General features: G+C 61.8%; 14 protein-coding genes. 5 read left to right on the forward strand and 9 right to left on the reverse strand.

Annotated features, from left to right (window positions below; translation table 11 throughout):
• Window positions 1-133: 133 nt before the first annotated feature.
• Window positions 134-523 carry a fluoride efflux transporter CrcB gene (gene crcB, locus WNZ15_RS08430; protein ID WP_342892501.1) on the forward strand — a complete coding sequence of 130 codons (390 nt, stop codon included), beginning with the start codon at window positions 134-136 and terminating at the stop codon, window positions 521-523.
• A gap of 130 nt (window positions 524-653) precedes the next feature.
• Window positions 654-1,673 (forward strand): RluA family pseudouridine synthase, encoded by a 1,020-nt coding sequence (locus WNZ15_RS08435; protein ID WP_342892502.1) that lies wholly within the window; start codon window positions 654-656, stop codon window positions 1,671-1,673.
• Between the two features lie 21 nt (window positions 1,674-1,694).
• On the opposite strand, the gene WNZ15_RS08440 is transcribed toward WNZ15_RS08435, so the two are convergent.
• From WNZ15_RS08440 to WNZ15_RS08450, 3 genes are all read right to left on the reverse strand, one after another.
• On the reverse strand, window positions 1,695-2,195 hold the full coding sequence (locus WNZ15_RS08440) for an ATP-binding protein (RefSeq protein ID WP_342892503.1): 501 nt from the start codon (window positions 2,193-2,195) through the stop codon (window positions 1,695-1,697).
• Between the two features lie 49 nt (window positions 2,196-2,244).
• Complete coding sequence (locus WNZ15_RS08445; protein WP_342892504.1) at window positions 2,245-2,415, reverse strand: hypothetical protein; 171 nt, start codon at window positions 2,413-2,415, stop codon at window positions 2,245-2,247.
• A gap of 68 nt (window positions 2,416-2,483) precedes the next feature.
• Complete coding sequence (locus WNZ15_RS08450) at window positions 2,484-3,764, reverse strand: DUF2778 domain-containing protein (RefSeq protein WP_342892505.1); 1,281 nt, start codon at window positions 3,762-3,764, stop codon at window positions 2,484-2,486.
• Window positions 3,765-4,182: 418 nt separating this feature from the next.
• On the opposite strand from WNZ15_RS08450, the gene WNZ15_RS08455 reads away from it, so the two are divergent.
• Both WNZ15_RS08455 and WNZ15_RS08460 read left to right on the forward strand, forming a co-directional pair.
• Window positions 4,183-4,863, forward strand: coding sequence for an HAD-IA family hydrolase (locus WNZ15_RS08455; RefSeq protein ID WP_342892506.1), 681 nt, complete (start codon window positions 4,183-4,185; stop codon window positions 4,861-4,863).
• Complete coding sequence (locus WNZ15_RS08460; protein ID WP_342892507.1) at window positions 4,863-5,636, forward strand: ATP12 family protein; 774 nt, start codon at window positions 4,863-4,865, stop codon at window positions 5,634-5,636. The genes WNZ15_RS08455 and WNZ15_RS08460 overlap by 1 nt, the downstream gene beginning before the upstream one ends.
• A 96-nt stretch (window positions 5,637-5,732) precedes the next feature.
• Here WNZ15_RS08460 and WNZ15_RS08465 read toward each other — a convergent pair whose 3' ends face one another.
• From WNZ15_RS08465 to WNZ15_RS08490, 6 genes are all read right to left on the reverse strand, one after another.
• A complete protein-coding gene (locus tag WNZ15_RS08465) occupies window positions 5,733-6,038 on the reverse strand; it encodes a GIY-YIG nuclease family protein (RefSeq protein WP_342892508.1) in 306 nt (101 codons plus the stop codon).
• A 118-nt stretch (window positions 6,039-6,156) separates the two neighbouring features.
• Window positions 6,157-7,581, reverse strand: coding sequence for a magnesium transporter (gene mgtE, locus WNZ15_RS08470; protein WP_342892509.1), 1,425 nt, complete (start codon window positions 7,579-7,581; stop codon window positions 6,157-6,159).
• 77 nt (window positions 7,582-7,658) lie between these two features.
• A complete protein-coding gene (locus tag WNZ15_RS08475) occupies window positions 7,659-8,390 on the reverse strand; it encodes a proteasome-type protease (RefSeq protein ID WP_342892510.1) in 732 nt (243 codons plus the stop codon).
• Window positions 8,391-8,464: 74 nt separating this feature from the next.
• Window positions 8,465-9,286 carry a transglutaminase family protein gene (locus tag WNZ15_RS08480; protein WP_342892511.1) on the reverse strand — a complete coding sequence of 274 codons (822 nt, stop codon included), beginning with the start codon at window positions 9,284-9,286 and terminating at the stop codon, window positions 8,465-8,467.
• Window positions 9,287-9,473: 187 nt separating this feature from the next.
• A complete protein-coding gene (locus tag WNZ15_RS08485) occupies window positions 9,474-10,424 on the reverse strand; it encodes an alpha-E domain-containing protein (RefSeq protein ID WP_342892512.1) in 951 nt (316 codons plus the stop codon).
• Between the two features lie 168 nt (window positions 10,425-10,592).
• The gene (locus WNZ15_RS08490; protein WP_342892513.1) at window positions 10,593-12,017 is read right to left on the reverse strand and encodes a circularly permuted type 2 ATP-grasp protein; all 1,425 of its coding nucleotides are present in this window, start codon (window positions 12,015-12,017) and stop codon (window positions 10,593-10,595) included.
• Between the two features lie 437 nt (window positions 12,018-12,454).
• Between WNZ15_RS08490 and WNZ15_RS08495 the strand changes: the two genes are divergently transcribed.
• A complete protein-coding gene (locus tag WNZ15_RS08495; RefSeq protein WP_342892514.1) occupies window positions 12,455-13,987 on the forward strand; it encodes an acyl-CoA carboxylase subunit beta in 1,533 nt (510 codons plus the stop codon).
• The last annotated feature ends 3 nt before the right edge of the window (window positions 13,988-13,990 follow it).

The following is a 13,990-nucleotide window of genomic DNA, read 5'->3' on the forward strand; positions in this document are numbered from 1 at the left end:
TCGACGCACGTCCGGGGCGGCGGCGTAAGGAAGTCGGTGCCAGAGCTGGCGACAGATCCGGTGTCTGGCCCGGTGAATGATCCGGTGGCATGGGCGCCCGCCGTAAAATCTCTCCGTCGAATGGGGCCAGGATTTGAACCATCTTCTTCTTGTAATGCTCGGCGGTGGTATCGGTGCCGGTGGACGGCATCTGGTGTCGATGACGATGCTCAGGCTGTTCGGACCGGGATTTCCTCTCGGCACGCTCAGCGTCAATATCATCGGATCGCTGGTCATGGGGCTCTTTATCGGCTGGCTGGTCAAGCACGAGACCGCAACCGGCGGTCTTCAGTCGCTGCGCTATTTCTTCGCAACCGGCATACTCGGCGGTTTTACAACGTTCTCGGCCTTTTCCCTCGATACCGCCGTTCTGTGGGAACGGGGCGATACCCACCTTGCGCTCATGTATGTCGCCGCATCGGTGCTGCTGTCGATCACCGCGGTCTTCGCCGGACTGATGATCATGCGCCAGGTCGGTTCCTAACTTTCCCTTCCCTTTGACGGCAATTGCGCCTATACGCTCCGGAACGATTTTTCGCTCCGGCGCCTTCAGGCGCGGGGCCCTGGACCGCGCGGGACCGCAAAAATCCCCTGCCGCCAAAATTGAGAACAACATGTCCGCGATTGAACAGAAACATGTGACCGCCGATGAGGCGGGCATGCGCCTCGACCGTTGGTTCAAGGCCCACTATCCGGGGCTGGGCTTCGGCCGCCTGCAGAAACTGCTGCGCACGGGCCAGGTGCGGGTTGACGGCAAGCGTGTGGAGGCAAGCACGCGCATCGCCAAGGGTCAGATGGTGCGCATTCCGCCGCTCGGCGTCGAGTTGCCCGCCAACGACAAAAGGAATGCCCGGCCGAAATCCACCAAGCTGATCGACGACGACCGCAAGGCCATCGAGGACATGCTGCTGTTCGAGGACAGTCAGGTGATGGTTCTCAACAAGCCCGCCGGACTGGCGGTGCAGGGGGGCTCCGGGCTCAAGCGCCATCTGGACGGCATGCTGGAGGCCTTCACCGACCAGAAAGGCGACAAACCGCGTCTGGTCCACCGGCTCGACCGGGAGACGTCCGGCATCATTCTGGTGGCGCGGACGCGCAAGGCGGCGCAGGAACTGACCAAGGCGTTCCGGCACCGCAACACCCGCAAGATCTATTGGGCGATGCTGGCCGGCGTGCCCAAGCCCAAGCAGGGCCGTATCTCGACCTTCCTGGCACGCGACGAGGAAGAAGAGCGCATGCGGGTGGCCCGTCAGGGCGACGACGAGGCGCAGCACGCCGTCTCGCTTTACTCGGTGTTCGAGCAGTCCGCGCAGAAACTGTCCTGGGTGACCTTGAAACCGGTCACCGGACGGACGCATCAGCTCAGGGCCCATGCCGCCCATATCGGCACTCCGATCATCGGCGACGACAAGTATTTCAACATCGAGAACTGGGAGCTGCCGGGCGGTATCCAGAACCGGCTGCATCTGCTCGCCCGCCGGATCGTGATCCCGCACCCTTCAGGCCACGGCCAGATCGACGTCTCGGCGCCGCTGCCGCCCCACATGCAGCAGACCTGGAACCTTCTGGGGTTCGATGCCTCGGACTACGATCCGGAAACGGACGATCCGGACGACGCGCTCAACAAGCGCTAGCCTCGATGATCCCGCCGGCGTTCAGGGGATGGTTTCGTAGCGCGTCAGGTTGAAGCCTTCGTCCGCGGAAGGCGGCTCGAAATGAGCCGTCACCTTGTCGAACTGTGCCTCGGTCACATTGAAATCATGGGTGCCTTCAGCATTGCGCAGGAGAAGCCGTGCCTTGCAGATCTCATCGGGGGCGTCGAGGTAGTGAAGCTGATGATGGCATTGTGCCTCGTTGACGAGGCGGCGCATCCAAAGTCTGCTGTTCCGCGTGTTGGCCTGGAAGTCGAGAACCACCGACGTCCCGTTCCGCAGCAACTCGATGACATGTGGCGCAATCGTCTGTCTCAAACGGGCGGAATATCGCACATAGTCCGCGAGTGTGCGGAGCTCGCCGGAATACAGACCGGAGAGCCAGGCATCCTCGCTCAGGAGAAGGGTGCAGGGGGGCGAAGCAAGCTGTCCGGCCAGCGTCGACTTGCCGGATGCGACTTTGCCGCAAAGCAGATGAAGTGTGGTTTGAGAGGGTGTCGTCATTGCGGCCGGGAGCGTGTCTCGTTCGATGGAACTGCGCCGGGAACGGGTCTTACAGCCCGTGAAACAGTGCAGTCAGGATCACCGAGGCGAAGGTGACGGCGACAACACCGGCGACCAGTTTCCAGGCGTCGGAACGTTTCTTCAAACCCGGCCAGCCGAGCGGTTTGATCACCTGGATCGCGGCAACCAGAAAAAGCAGAAGAATAAGGACCTTGGTCAAGTGCGGATCCGGAAGGTGATTGGCGTGGCCGTTTCACATAGCCTTTGCCACCACCGGAGTCGAGTGCTTTAGGCGCCGGTGCTTCTGCGGTGCTGGGCGTAGTAGGTCGGCAGTTTTTCCATGGACGGAACGACGATCAGTGTCTTGACCTTGCCGCGTTTGAAGGCATTCAGGAACTTGTTGTAGTCCTTGAAGGCGACACAGCCGTGGGACCCGACCGAGCGGCGCAGCAGGCGGGTGTGGGTCAGCATGCCGTCACGGCCCTTCATGGCGGCCCGGTCAAGCGGCAGCATGCGGATGGCCTCGACACCATGGAAGCGCCGCTCGCGCATGCGCAGCCGGTAGACGTTCGGCGGTGTCGGGCCGTAATTCTTCACATAGGCGTATTTCGGATTGTCCATGCGGTGGCCGATGCCCGAATGGGCTTCCAGCTTGGTGCCGTCCGGCATATGCACGGTGGCGGAGCTGATGTCGTAGACCGCGACCTTGCTGGCCGGTCCGGGCAGGCCGCCCTTCGGGCCGCCGAAGAGTTTGCCGAGCCCGCCGAAGACGCCGCTCTCATCGTCCTCGGGATTGCCCGGCCGTGCGTAGGCAAGGACCGGCGCGGTTTCTTCCGGCGGCGCGGTTCGGCGGGGCTGGGCTGTGGCTGACGTCCTGCGCGGAGCGGCGGGCTTTGTGTCGGGCGCCGGTGGCAGGATCGCGCCCGGCCTGCCGATGGTCGGCGTTGCCAGGCTTGCCATGACGGCCGGTGCGGAATTGGCGATGATATCGGTGTCCGCGATCGCGCCCGTACCCACGCTCTGGTTCACGGCAATGGCAACAGAAATGGTCGAACCGGCGGCTTGCGTTCCGGTTTCCGCGAGTCCGAATTCGGATCCGGACGTGGAACGGGTCTGTGCGGCAAGCAGTGTGCGGGCCAGTTTCAGACGTGCGAGCTTCCGTGCCAGAGCCGCCTTTGCGGCTTGCCGGGCCTTGAGCTGTCCGGTCGCGGCCGCCATCTTGCGCACGTCAGCCAGATCGATGGATATGCTTGCGTGTGCGCTGTCGTGCGGCGGCTGAAAAGACAGCGCTGTTACCTTGACGTTCGCGACCGCTCGGGGCGCGGGTCCGGATAGTGCAGGCAAGGGGAGGGCCTTGTCAGGTCCGGCCTGCGAGAGTGTCAGTTGCCCGGCGGTTCGCGAGTCGGAGGCAAAGTGGGCCGATGTCAGCGACGTTCCCAGATGCGCAACCGTCACCGCGAAGCTCGAGATCAAAAGGGTGGCACCGGCAAGCACGGTATAAAACGCGCGGCCGCTCTTGCTGTCCCCGGTGAGCCTGTTCCGGCCGGTTGAATTGCTGTTGCGTTGCATGCAGACAAAACCACTCTGTCGCGCCGGCCGTACCGGCCGCGGTCCCAAATTCAAATCTACCGGCAGCCATCTTGCGCCAGACGATCCTGCCCACCCACATCAGGGATTGTCGTCGATCATGGTGACCAGTGTGTTTAGAAACATGGTTAACAAGATCCTAAGTGCCGGGTGAGCGCTCGATTGCAAGAATAAAGGGGCAATTTTCAGGCGCTTTTCCAATTTTCGCGATATCCAAAGATTGCGGGTCACTTTGCCGAGCAGCAGGGAAGTCCTTGCCTATCGTTGAAACTGCTTAAGGGGACCCGGAATTTCTCGGGAATTGCCTGCGCGCGCAGCGAAACGGACGGCGGGCCTTGACGCTTGGGTCAAAACCCGGCACATGCGGAACCGCAATTTCCAGTCTTCCGATAGGCCCTCAATGTACCTGATCGTATTTGACGTCGATGGCACGCTGGTGGACAGCCAGAACACGATCCTGCACGGATTGCAGGTGGGCTTCGACGCAGTCGGGCTTGGCATGCCGGATCGGGAAACGGCCTTGTCGATCGTTGGCCGGTCGCTTGAGAACGCGTTTTCCGATCTTGTCGGCCCGTCCGGCCTGGACAAGGTGCCGGCCATGGCCGAGGCCTACCGACAGTCGAAGGTCGCGCGCCGTCAGCAGGGGCTTGACGTCGATCCCCTGTACCCGGGCGCCCGGGAGGCGATCGACAGGCTCCACGCCAGAGAGGACGTTCTGCTCGGGATTGCCACTGGCAAGGCCATGCGCGGGGTCAGCCACATGCTGGAGATCCACGATTTGTCCGGCCGGTTCGTGACCTTCCAGACCGCGGACACGTCGCCCTCCAAGCCGCATCCCGACATGCTGCTGAGGGCCATGGCGGAGACGGGGGCCGATCCGGAGCGGACGCTGATGATCGGCGACACCGGCTTCGACATGGCCATGGCCAAGGCTGCCGGCGCGCATGCGCTCGGCGTCACCTGGGGCTATCACGACCACAGCCGGCTGAACGAAACCGGAGCGGACCGTCTTGTCCATCATTACGGCGAGCTGGATGCGGCGGTCTCGGAAATGTTGAAGTTCAACGAGGAAACAATCTGATGCGTGACTTTATTGAAGTCTTGCAGGAAGACGCTGCCAGGGATCCCGAACAGCGCGCGCGGGACCTGTCCAGGCGCGAACTTCCCAAGCGGTTCTACAAGGAAGCGGCGCATGTTGGGGTCGATGGCGGCTATGCCATCCATCTTGACGGCCGCCCGGTCAAGACCCCCGGCAAGGCGACGCTGCTGCTGCCCAGCGTAACGCTCGGCGCGGCTGTCGCCGCCGAATGGGAAGCACAGGAAAAGGAAATCAACCCGGCTGTCATGCCTTTGACCCGGCTTGCCAATTCGGCCCAGGACGCGGTCAGCGTCCGCTTCGCCGAAGTCGCCGATGAGGTGACGCGGTTCGCCGGAAACGATGCGCTTTGTTATCGCGCCGATGATCCCGAAAGCCTGGTCGAGACGCAGCACCGCCTCTGGGACCCCGTTGTCGACTGGGCCGGCAGTCTGCTCGGCGGGCGCTTCGTCCTGATCGAGGGACTGATACACGCACCGCAGCCCGACGCTCTTCTTACCGCCTATCGGCAGCGGATCGATACGCGAAGCCCCCTGAGCCTGGCCGCGTTGCACACCGTCACCAGCCTGACCGGCTCGGCCCTGCTTGCCCTTGCCCTTGCCGAAGGCCATCTCGATCCGGACAGCGTCTGGTCCGCCGCCCACGTGGAAGAGGACTTCAACATCGAACGCTGGGGCGAAGACGCCGAAGCAACCCGCCTGCGCGCCTACAAGCGCACGGAATTCGATGCCGCGGTGCTGATCCTGCGGGAAGGGTGAAGGCGTTCGCGAGAGAATTGCGGGAGCGGCCTTCCTGAAATTGCGGCTTATGAAGTTTCCTGGGTCCCCGCTTTCGCGGGGATGACAAGGATTTTGTCAGTCACCCGACCTTAGCAAACCAGGCAAAAGATCGTGCCAATCCGGATTGGATTTGGAAATGAGCTCAATCTTCCATGCGCGTTTCCATTTCTTGATATTCTTCTCGCGCTTGATTGCATATTCAACATCCGTGTGTGCTTCGAAATAGACCAGCCTGTGGACTTTATAGCGCCTTGTGAAGCTGCTGGCTGAACCCTCTCGGTGTTGCATGGTTCTTCGAACCAAATCGTTCGTTACACCGACGTAAAGGGTGCCACCCGCTTTGCTGGCAAGTATATACGTAAAATAGGAATGTCGTCGCATGCGCCGTCATTTTCGATTGTGACGCAGACATTAGACAGTTTGTCATCCCCGCGAAAGCGGGGACCCAGGAAACTTCATAGACTGTATCTGAAAACACCACCGCGTATTTAAGCCGCCTTCACCCCAGATAGAACGTGGTCGCCATCAGGAAGAAGATGAGCACGCCGAGGACGTCGTTGGAGGACGTGATGAAGACGCCGATGGCCATGGCCGGGTCGACGCCGATCTTGTCCAGGATGATCGGGACGCTCGCGCCGACTGTTGCAGCCAGGGTGGTGACGCACAGGAGCGACAGGGACGTGGCCAGGGCCAGACGCTCCGGGGCTTCCAGCGGCACCACGAGGGAGGCCAGCAGCACGAGGCAGCCCAGGATGATCCCGGCGACAGCTCCGTTGAACAGCGCGGCCATCATTTCCTTCAGGAGCCTGTAGAAGATGTCGCCCGACCATAGCGCTCCGGTGGCGATCCCCTGAACCGCGACCGCGGACGCCTGGAGACCGGCATTGCCGGCCATGGACATGGTGACGGGGATGAAGGCGGCCAGGATCGCGGCTTCGGCGAGCTGGTCCTCATAGGAGCCGACGACGGTCGCGGCGACGCTGGCGCCGACAAGTCCGGCCAGCAGCCAGGGCAGACGGCCCCTGACGATCCTCAGGACCGTGTCGTCCGAGCGGGCTTCCGCGGAGACGCCGCTCATCAGCAGCATGTCCTCATTGGCCTCGTCCGACGCAATCCGGGTCAATTGCTTCGGCGTGATCCGGCCGAGCAGATGACCGTCTCCGCTGACGACAGGAACCGTGCGCATGTCGCGCTTCCGGGCAAGGCGAAGAACCTCTTCCTGGTCGGTATCTGCAGAGACCGCAATCACGTCCCTGTTCATGATTTTTCCGAGCGGTGTGTCGTGCGGCGCCAGCAGAAGCTTGCCGACTTCCACCGTGCCGACGAGTTTGCCCGACGTGTCGGTGACGTAGACCGTGAAGACCTTGCGGATCCGGTCGGCCTGCTCGCGCATCTGCGACACGGCTTCATCGGCCGTGCAATCCTCGGGCAGGGCAACGAATTTCTGGGCCATCACCCGGCCGGCCGTGTCGTCGGCATAGGATCCGCGCGTACCGATGTCCTCCACGTCGCGGAGGCGGGCGATCAGTTCCTCGGCAACGTCGTCGGGAAACTCGTTGAGGATCTCGACCGCGTCTTCCGGGTCAAGTCCGGCAAGAATGTCGCGAAACTGCTCGAGCGTCGATTCCTCCATCAGGATGGAGCGGAACTCGGGGCGCAGTTCCGCAACCACCTTGATCGACGGATTGGCCGGCAGCCACTGGAACAGCTTGCGGGCCTGTTTCAGCCTGAGCCGTGTGAGCAGCTGCATGACGTCAACCGGATCCCAGCGTTTGAGCATGTCCACGAGCGGGGCCCGCTTGCCCGCCTTGATCATGTCGCGGACCACCTTCAGCGCGGCATCGTTTTCGTCAAGCGGCTCTTGCGCCGGCTCCCGGGTCCAGGAGACGGTGTCAGGCTCGGTAACGGCGCTGGACGTGGTCATGAATGCTCACTTTGCGGAAGGGACCGGTCCGCTTCTATCGTCCGTTTGTGACGTTGCGCTGACAGCCCCGGTCGGGATCAGACTTCGAATTCTTCAATTTCGGCAAAGGCCTGACGGAGCTTTTCGGACCAGCCGTTCGACAGTTTCTGGAAATAGGGGTCGTCCTGCTGGATTCGCACCTGACGCTCGGTGGAAAAACTGTCGGTGTTGTAGAGCAGCATGTCGATGGGCATGCCGACCGACAGGTTGGAACGCACGGTGCTGTCGAAGGACAGAAGCACCAGTTTGGCGGCTTCGCCAAGACGCATGTCGGCGCGGGTAACGCGATCCAGAATCGGTTTGCCGTATTTGTGCTCGCCGATCTGAAGAAACGGCGTGTCCTCGCAGACTTCGATGAAGTTGCCGGCGGCATAGACCTGGAACATGCGCGGTTCCTCACCCTTGATCTGGCCGCCCAGAATGAAGGTGACGAAAAAGTTGTCGGCGCTCGCCGCCAGGGCTTCGCCGTCGATCGCCTTGACTTCCCGCACCGCGCTGCCGACCAGCCGGGCCACCTGAAACATGGTCTTGGCGGTCATCAGGGTGGCACGATCTGCGTCTGCCGAGGTGATGTGTTCGGTCAGCAACGAAATGACAGCCTGGGTCACGGCCAGGTTGCCTGAGGACAGCAGGGTGATCACCCGCTCGCCGGGCTCCTGCCAGCTGTGCATTTTCTTGAACGTTGCAATGTTGTCGACCCCGGCATTGGTGCGCGTGTCGGAGGCAAACACAAGTCCGCGATCCAGTTTCAAGCCGACACAATAAGTCATTCGCAAGCCCTTCAGGCAATGTTCGGGAACAATCCGTCTGGAGAAGTCCGGAGCCGGCGTCGGAAGAATGACTTTTATTGCTGCTGTTGCTGGAAGGCGGCCTGCGCCACATCAACCTCAACCCGCAGGTTTTCCTCCAGACCGCCGAAACGGATCCCCCTGATCGGGGCAGCAGAACGGGAATCCAGGCCCACCGTCAAGCGAATATAGCGATCGTTCGGGCACATAGCGTTGGATATATCAAATCCGGTCCATCCGAGGCCATTGATCAGCACCTCCGCCCAGGCGTGATGGGCTTCCGAGGCCTGCTCGTCTTCCAGCAGCAGATATCCTGAAACATAGCGCGCGGGCATGCCGAGCGACCGTGCTGCGGCGATGAAGATGTGGGCATGGTCCTGACAGACGCCTTCGCCAGCAGCAAGCACGGCGGTTGCGGTCGCGTGGGTCTCGGTCACGCCGACCTTGTACTCGACCTTGTCGCGGATCGCGTGCATGAGGTCGTGAAACCCGGCGATCTTGTCATGGCCTTCCGCGTTCGCCGCCAGTTTGCGGATCGCCTGGTTGGCCTGTGTGAGCGGGGTGACCCTCGTGTAGATCCGGGGCGGCGCGGCCGCATCGGGCTCATGGCCGATGACCCCGCTGGTGTCGGATGTCTCGACGGTTCCGGTCGCGGTGATTTCCACGTCCTCGACAGGTTCGGACCGGGACACCATGTGGACCTGATTGCCGAAGGCATCCTTGTAGGTGGTCGCCCGTTCGATGCCGGGAGCCTCGATCGACCAGTCGACGATTTTCTGGGCGGGGCCGCTTTCAGGCGTCAGGCGAAGCTGCTGCATGGCGTTGGCCAGCGGCGATTCATAACGGTAGCGGGTGGTATGACGGACGGTTAATCGCATGCGGCACCGGGCAAGGGGTCAATGAGAAATGTCTGATGTGGAACAGCGTCCTGTCGGGGCAGGTGGCAAGATCCGGTCCTGGCTGCTCCGGACGGCCGTGCGCAAGGGCCGCGGCGGCCATGAATGTGCGTGTTGACTTGACTGGTTTGCATTCGGACCTCGACCAAATTCCGGTTCTCCACAGACCTTAGGCGAAATTGTAATCCAATGACAGTTGATGGGCGAACTGGTTGTTGCGCCCGATGAAGTCCGTCAGGAATTCGTGCAGTCCCTGCCGGTAGATTTCATGCATCTGTTTTTCGGTCAGCTCACGGGTCAGGTCCGCCGCCATGTCGAGGCTCGGCTCGCGGGAGCCGTAGAACTGTGCCAGGTCCTCGGCGGTGTCCGCAATCCAGTCGCAGCAATGGGCCAGCGAGCGCGGCATCTCGGACCTGAGGATCAGGAATTCCGCGATGTTGAAGGCGTTCAGCCGGGAATTGGGATAGGCGAACCGATAACTGCGGCGGCTGGACAGGGCCCTGAGAATGGCCGACCACTGATAGCGTTCCGCCACGCCGTCCTCGATGATGGTGTTGTCGGGCAGAAGAGACCAGTACTGGGTGTCGAGGATGCGCGCGGTGTTGTCGGCCCGTTCCACGAAATTGCCCATCTGGCTGAAGAAATAGCCGTCATCGCGCAAGATCGTGTTCAGGAGCGCGCCCCGGAACAGATGGCCGCGCTGGTTCACCCAGGCCAGGAAATCCGGAAGCTTGTCCTGGGTCACGGATTGCGGGCTGACTTCCACGAACTCGATCCAGGTCGTGTTGATCGCTTCCCACAGCTCCGCGGTGATGCCGGTCCGCACGGCGCGTGCGTTGTTGCGCGCCAGTTCGAGGCAGGAGCGGACGCTGGTCGGGTTTTCCTTGGAAAAGATCATGTAGGCGATCATGTGGCGGATGTGCAGCTCGTCGTATTTTTCCTGGTAGCCGCTCTCGCATCCGGCGTTGGCGAGCGCGAAGGTCCAGTGGGCGCCGTCCTCCTGTCCCGAATGGGACATGATGGCACCGCGATAGGCGACATCCAGGAGGCGGGTGACATTCTGGGTGCGCTCGTTGTAGCGCGACATCCAGAACAGAGAGGAGGCGGTTCTTCCGAGCATCTAGAGCCTGTCGTGGTTGGGTTGAAGCATTCTGCCGGAGACGCATGCGCTCAAGGCCGGAGGACCTGGCAACGGCCGGACTGGCCACACGGCGACGGGATCACTCCCTGCGAACGGGCCTGACCGGCCTGGGGAACGCTTCAGTCTCGTCATGATACCCTCCCGTTCTCAGTCCTCGAGGACCCAGGTGTCCTTGGTGCCGCCGCCCTGGCTGGAATTGACGACCAGGGAGCCTTTCTTCAAGGCGACCCGTGTCAGGCCGCCCGGCGTGATGCGCACCTGGTCGCCGATGAGGACAAACGGCCTCAGGTCGACATGGCGGGGCGCCACTCCGGAGGCCACGTGTGTCGGGCAGGCGGACAGTGCCAGCGTCGGCTGCGCGATGTAGTTGGACGGGTTGGACTGCAGGACCTTCCTGAATTCGGCGATTTCACGTTTGGAGGCGGTCGGGCCGATCAGCATGCCGTAGCCGCCGGAGCCGTGCACTTCCTTGACGACAATGTCCGCCAGATTGTCCAGCACGTAGGCGAGATCGTCTTCGCGCGAGCAGTTCCAGGTCGGGACGTTGTTCAAGATGGGCTTCTGGCCGGTATAGAATTCGATGATGTCCGGCACATAGGCGTAGATCGCCTTGTCGTCGGCAATGCCGGTGCCCGGAGCGTTGCAGATGGTCACGTTTCCGGCCCGGTAGGCGTCGAACAGGCCCGGGACGCCGAGCATGCTGCCCGGATTGAAGGTGAGGGGATCGAGAAACGCATCGTCGATGCGCCGGTAGATCACATCGACCCGCTTCGGTTCGCGCGTCGTGCGCATGTAGACATGACCGGCGTCAACGAACAGGTCCCGGCCTTCGACCAGCTCGACACCCATGGAATCGGCCAGGAAGGCGTGCTCGAAATAAGCCGAATTGTAGATGCCCGGGGTCAGCACGACGATGGTCTGGCTGGACTTGGACGGATCCGGCGCAACACTCTCCAGGGTCTGCAGCAGGTTTTCGGGATAATATTCCACCGGAGCGACATGGTGGCTCTGGAAGAGCTCCGGGAACAGCCGCATCATGATTTCCCGGTTTTCCATCATGTAGGAAACACCGGACGGTGTGCGCGTGTTGTCCTCCAGGACGTAGAACTCGTTTTCCGATACGCGGACCAGGTCGGTGCCGATAATATGGGCATATACCTTGCGCGCCGGTGTGAAGCCGGCCATCTCCGGCAGGAACGCTTCGTTCTGCAGGATGAGATCTGCCGGGATCCGGCCGGCCTTCAGGATTTCCTGGCGGTGATAGATGTCATGCAGGAAGGCATTGAGGGCGCGCACACGCTGGTCGATGCCGGCGGACAGGCGGCGCCACTCGGCAGCGGATATGACACGCGGGATCGGATCGAAGGGGATAAGACGTTCGGTGGCATCCTCGGCGCCATAGACCGCAAAGGTGATGCCCAGCCTTTTGAAGATCGTTTCAGCGTCCCTGCTTTTGCGGGACAGGAAATTCGCGGGTTTTTCCTCAAGCCAGTTCGCAAGCCTGGCATAGGCTTGCCGCGGCGCTCCGGTCTCGTCGAGCATTTCGTTGAAGAACGTGCGTTCGTCCGACATGGCCTCCCCTTCGTCAATGCTACCTTCTTGAGCAATGATGGCAAATTTCTGAAAGGTGTCAAAGAACAATGTCGCGGCGGCTGTGCCTTCAAGTTAGGCAGAAAATCGGCGGCCGCCAAAAAACGGGACGCAGCGTCAATTTTTCCGGTCTCTCGGGTCGCGTCCCTGTGTCGGCGGGGGCGGTGTTTTTCCGCCCGAGGCGCCCGGATGCCGGTAGACCGGCCTGAGAAAACTCAAATCCGTGGCCGGTGGCGCCGCTGGTCGGGAGCGGTGTCAGCGTCCAGCGGACAGGGATGCGCGAGCGTCCTTACCCGGTGCTCAGCCGCAGGTCTTCCGCAGGCTTCCCCGCTTCCATAGGCCCTTGTGCTGACTATCCTGCAAAAGGCGGCCATGATACGGCATGAAGACAACGAGTTTGGCAGTTTTGGGAGGACCGGATGAAAGAAGTTCTGGCCGAATTGGAACAGCGCCGGGAGACGGCGCGCCTGGGTGGCGGGCAGCGCCGGATCGACGCGCAGCACGCCAAGGGCAAGCTCACGGCGCGCGAGCGGATCGAAATCCTGCTGGACGAGGGCTCCTTCGAGGAGTTCGACATGTTCAAGCAGCACCGCTGCACCGATTTCGGCATGGAAGAACAGCACATCCCGGGAGACGGTGTGGTCACCGGCTGGGGCACGGTCAACGGCCGGACGGTGTATGTTTTCTCCAAGGACTTCACCGTTTTTGGCGGGTCGCTGTCACAGACCCATGCGGAAAAGATCACCAAACTGCAGGACATGGCCTTGCAGAACCGTGCCCCGATCATCGGCCTGTTCGATGCCGGCGGTGCCCGCATCCAGGAAGGTGTGGCGGCGCTGGGCGGCTATGGCGAGGTGTTCCAGCGCAATGTGCTGGCTTCCGGCGTGATCCCGCAGATCTCCCTGATCATGGGACCCTGCGCGGGCGGCGATGTCTATTCTCCTGCCATGACCGATTTCATCTTCATGGTCCGGGACACGTCCTACATGTTCGTGACCGGCCCGGATGTCGTGAAGACGGTGACCAATGAAACCGTGACCGCCGAAGAACTGGGCGGTGCCTCGATCCACACGACCAAGTCCTCCATCGCCGACGGTGCGTTCGACAACGATGTGGAAGCCCTTCAGGAGATGCGCCGGCTGATCGATTTTCTGCCGATGAACAATCAGTCGGATCTCCCGGAGCTGACCCACTTCGATGATCCGGACCGGATCGACACCAGCCTCGACACTCTCATTCCGGACAATCCGAACAAGCCTTACGACATGAAGGAACTTGTCCTGAAGACGGTCGATGAAGGCGATTTCTATGAAATCCAGGGCAGTTTTGCCGGAAACATCCTGACCGGGTTCGGCCGGATGGAAGGCCGGACCGTCGGCATCATCGCCAATCAGCCGATGGTGCTTGCCGGGGTTCTGGACTCGGATGCGAGCCGCAAGGCCGCCCGGTTCGTCCGTTTCTGCGACTGTTTTTCCATCCCGCTGGTGACTTTTGTCGATGTTCCCGGCTTTCTGCCGGGCACGTCCCAGGAATATGGCGGCCTGATCAAGCATGGCGCCAAGCTTCTGTTCGCCTATGCGGAGGCAACCGTGCCGAAGATCACCGTGATCACGCGCAAGGCCTATGGTGGCGCGTACGATGTGATGAGTTCAAAGCACATTCGCGGCGACATCAACTATGCCTGGCCGAGCGCGGAAATCGCCGTGATGGGGGCCAAGGGCGCCGTTGAAATCCTTTACCGCTCGGAACTGGGCGACAAGGACAAGATCGCCGAGCGCACCCGGGAATACGAGGACCGGTTCGCCAATCCGTTCGTGGCCGCGGAGCGCGGCTACATCGATGATGTCATCCGGCCGCATTCGACGCGGCGCCGTGTTGCCAAGGCTCTGGCGCTGCTGCGATCGAAGAAGGCCGAAATGCCGTGGAAAAAACACGACAATATTCCGCTTTAGGGT

This window comes from Roseibium sp. AS2 (genome assembly GCF_038900065.1).
In the GTDB taxonomy this organism is placed as follows: Bacteria; Pseudomonadota; Alphaproteobacteria; order Rhizobiales; family Stappiaceae; genus Roseibium.

What these genes read in the sequence shown, in the direction of transcription:
- WNZ15_RS08435 (WP_342892502.1), top strand. Translation starts at nt 654, where the DNA reads ATGTCCGCGATTGAACAGAAACATGTGACCGCCGATGAGGCGGGCATG.
- WNZ15_RS08440 (WP_342892503.1), bottom strand. Translation starts at nt 2,195, where the DNA reads ATGACGACACCCTCTCAAACCACACTTCATCTGCTTTGCGGCAAAGTC.
- WNZ15_RS08450 (WP_342892505.1), bottom strand. Translation starts at nt 3,764, where the DNA reads ATGCAACGCAACAGCAATTCAACCGGCCGGAACAGGCTCACCGGGGAC.
- WNZ15_RS08455 (WP_342892506.1), top strand. Translation starts at nt 4,183, where the DNA reads ATGTACCTGATCGTATTTGACGTCGATGGCACGCTGGTGGACAGCCAG.
- WNZ15_RS08460 (WP_342892507.1), top strand. Translation starts at nt 4,863, where the DNA reads ATGCGTGACTTTATTGAAGTCTTGCAGGAAGACGCTGCCAGGGATCCC.
- WNZ15_RS08465 (WP_342892508.1), bottom strand. Translation starts at nt 6,038, where the DNA reads ATGCGACGACATTCCTATTTTACGTATATACTTGCCAGCAAAGCGGGT.
- mgtE (WP_342892509.1), bottom strand. Translation starts at nt 7,581, where the DNA reads ATGACCACGTCCAGCGCCGTTACCGAGCCTGACACCGTCTCCTGGACC.
- WNZ15_RS08475 (WP_342892510.1), bottom strand. Translation starts at nt 8,390, where the DNA reads ATGACTTATTGTGTCGGCTTGAAACTGGATCGCGGACTTGTGTTTGCC.
- WNZ15_RS08480 (WP_342892511.1), bottom strand. Translation starts at nt 9,286, where the DNA reads ATGCGATTAACCGTCCGTCATACCACCCGCTACCGTTATGAATCGCCG.
- WNZ15_RS08485 (WP_342892512.1), bottom strand. Translation starts at nt 10,424, where the DNA reads ATGCTCGGAAGAACCGCCTCCTCTCTGTTCTGGATGTCGCGCTACAAC.
- WNZ15_RS08490 (WP_342892513.1), bottom strand. Translation starts at nt 12,017, where the DNA reads ATGTCGGACGAACGCACGTTCTTCAACGAAATGCTCGACGAGACCGGA.
- WNZ15_RS08495 (WP_342892514.1), top strand. Translation starts at nt 12,455, where the DNA reads ATGAAAGAAGTTCTGGCCGAATTGGAACAGCGCCGGGAGACGGCGCGC.